This window comes from Weissella sp. DD23, from assembly GCF_001579105.1.
Lineage (GTDB): Bacteria > Bacillota > Bacilli > Lactobacillales > Lactobacillaceae > Weissella > Weissella cibaria.
On sequence record NZ_KQ970390.1, the window covers coordinates 147,735 to 150,850 of the forward strand.

Below are 3,116 nucleotides of genomic sequence, written 5' to 3' on the forward strand. Positions count from 1 at the left end.
ATTGCGAAAGATTTCATTGGTACTAACTCAGGAAATCTGATTTATGCACATGGAATTTATCGTAACTTAATTCGTCCGGACGTAGAGATTCACGCAGATAATTATCGAATTAATTTGAAAGAAGTAGAAAAAATCAATGCGGAATACGATGGTTACATATTAGCGCTTGCAGATGCGATTCGAGAGGATTTTGTTCCACAGTTAAAGCAAATGACCGAAATGATCAGGTTGTTGAAAATCCCAGTATATTTGATTGGCATGGGTGTTAGAGCGGCGTACGGGGTAGACGCAAAAAAATTAAGCTTCCCGTTCGATAACGTTGTTAAAGAGTTCGTTACTGCTGTTTTAGAAAAATCGACTATTGTTGGGTTACGGGGACATATTACAGCTCAATATTTGTCTAACCTAGGTTTTACAGAGGGGGAGGACTACATGGTAATTGGATGTCCTTCAATGTATACATTCGGGGATAATTTAAAAATAAAGGATATTGATGCATTATCTTCAGATTCAATCATTACAACAAATATGTCTAAGCCAGCATTGCAATCCACGTTGAAATTCATCACGCAAATTCATGAAAAATTTCCAAATGCTACTTTTATACCGCAGGGGTATGACGAGTTCAAATTGTTATACGCAGGCGCTTCTTTGTTTTCAAAGCAGAATTATCCATCGACGGTAAGTGATATTCAGTACGCGAATGGACGCGCAAAATTCTTCTTAAACGCGCCAACTTGGATTGAATATTTAAGAAATGTCGATCTAAGCTTTGGTACAAAATTGCATGGAAATATAACGGCATTGATTGCAGGTACACCTGCAATTGCAATTCCCTTAGATGCACGCATGCAAGAATTGATTACATATCATAATTTACCGTATGTTACACAAGACGAGGTTAAAGTGGCGGGAAGTATACAAAATATACTGGATAAGGTTGACATTCATTCACCTGAATATGTACAGAAGGAAAATTATTCACGTTTTATTTCTTTTTTGAAATCTAACGGATTGAATCCAGTGATTCAGAGTTCCGGGAAAAAAGTTTATGCAGATACTTTACTAGAAGAAGCAAAACTTTATCCTCCGGTTGAAGGATCAATAGCGACTACAGAAGCGGAAAAGGCTAACCGGATGGTTGCATTAAGTCTTGGACATGAAGCCAAAGAACAAAAACTGCGAAAACAACTCTCTAACGCGAATTCAATTGTTCGGAAAGAGCGAACTGAAATAAATAAAATGAAAACAGATTATGAAATACAGAAAAGAGAGTATAGTTTGATAAAAAAAGAAAATGAGTTACTAAAGAGAGAGAACGCAATTGAGAAGAAAGAAAATGAGATGTTGAAAGTAGAATTTACTAACATGAGTCAACAAAATGACATGTTTCGTACGAAAATTGAGAACAAGAAATTTTTTTCTTTGATCAAACGACGCACTGATAGAAAAAATAAAGTATAGCTATTTGTTGAAGGCACACCATACCATACGTAGAGATTGGCGAATATAATTGATGGCAAACGCTATAATTTCGGGTCAAACGGCACTTTTTATATGAGGTAGATATAGCAAATGCGGTAATCGGGCTGTCCTGATTACCGCATTTTAACGTTGTGCTAACGAATTGTAATTGAATCGTTACGTTTTTCTGCTACTATATCGTAAGTATGGTTTATTAGGTATTAAGTAAGCAGAAAGTGAATCAATTTTGACAATGGATAAATACAAAAATCTGAAAACTGCAGTTAAATCTGCGATGCTTGCTGGTGCTGCAATGACGACTGCGGTTGTTGCACAACAAGAGGTGTCACACGCTGACACACTAGCAAACATTCAATCACAACACAAGTCAGGCTATTTGAATGCTGACGGACAATGGCTATGGTTTGAAAATGGTCAACGTTACACGGGGTTCCGGTTCTACATGGGTACGTACTACTGGTTCATTAATGGTGTTCGTCAAGATTCAGGTTGGCGTGAAGCCTGGGGCATGAAGTATTACACGGATAACCAAGGACGTGCGGTCCAAGGTAACCGTGTCATTAATGGTGTTGCCTACAACTTCGGTGACAATGGTACATTCTTCCTTCGTGGTAAGACGTCTGGTTACACGGATGCAGGTGAAGGCTGGAAGTGGTACGAAGGTGGTCAAAAGTTTACAGGCTTCCGGTTCTACATGGGTACGTACTACTGGTTTGAGAACGGTGTTCGTCAACAAAACAAGTGGGAAAACGCCTGGGGCATGAAGTATTACGTTGATGGTGATGGTCGTGCTTCACAAGGCGTGAAGAACGTTTCTGGTGGTACACACTATTTCGGAAACGATGGTACGTTCTTCGAGCGTTCAATTAAGAACGCAATGCCAGATCAAGCCAAGAAGATGCTTGGTTTGCCATACGCCTGGGGCGGTAAGACTTGGAGCGGTGTGGATTGCGCTGGTTACGTTGCTTTGGTTCGTTCACAAGCTGGTTTGCCAGATATTGGTTCAGTTACTTGGAACCAAGCAGCCTACTTGCGATCACATGGTAGTCAACCTAAGTCATATTCACAAGCTCAACCTGGAGACTTGTTGTTCTGGGGTGGTACAGGAAATGAGTATCACGTCGGCATCTACCTTGGTAACGGTCAGATGATTGACTCAGCCACATATGGTACGGTAACGGGTATCCGTGGTGTTTGGGGTGACCCACAAGCCTATACGGTTAACTTCTAAAAATGATAGTCAGGATAGGGCGACTGGTATTGGTCGCCCTATCTTTGTCTCATTTGGACATTGAAAATTCATAGAAAATTCGTTCTGTTGTAAAGATAAAGTAGTGAGTTCAAATCTTGCTGTAACGCTTTCGACATTTTAAATGCGTAAACTAGAAGACGTCATAAAAAGTAGAAATTATTTATTTATAAAAGGGGATTGCAACATGAAGTTTTCAAAGTTGCTAATGGGTGGTCTTGTCGCTGCCTCAATCGGTATGGTTGCTGTCACAACACCAGTGCACGCGGCTACATATGAATCAACGACAGCTGGTGATTCAACGGCGCCACGAATGGATTTCGTTGATATCTCATCATGGAACCCAAACTTGTCAGTATCAGACTTCCAAACAATGAAGAAG

At 40.0% G+C, this 3,116-nt stretch carries 2 protein-coding genes and 1 pseudogene; all 3 read left to right on the forward strand.

Features of this window, described 5'->3' with window-relative positions:
* Positions 1-1,464 (forward strand): polysaccharide pyruvyl transferase family protein (locus tag WEIDD23_RS00685; protein WP_197458753.1); only part of this gene is annotated, 1,464 nt, incomplete at its 5' end.
* Between the two features lie 253 nt (positions 1,465-1,717).
* The gene (locus tag WEIDD23_RS00690) at positions 1,718-2,716 is read left to right on the forward strand and encodes a C40 family peptidase (RefSeq protein WP_010371976.1); all 999 of its coding nucleotides are present in this window, start codon (positions 1,718-1,720) and stop codon (positions 2,714-2,716) included.
* Positions 2,717-2,921: 205 nt separating this feature from the next.
* Positions 2,922-3,116 (forward strand): annotated as a pseudogene (locus WEIDD23_RS13320) (1,4-beta-N-acetylmuramidase); the annotation flags it as partial.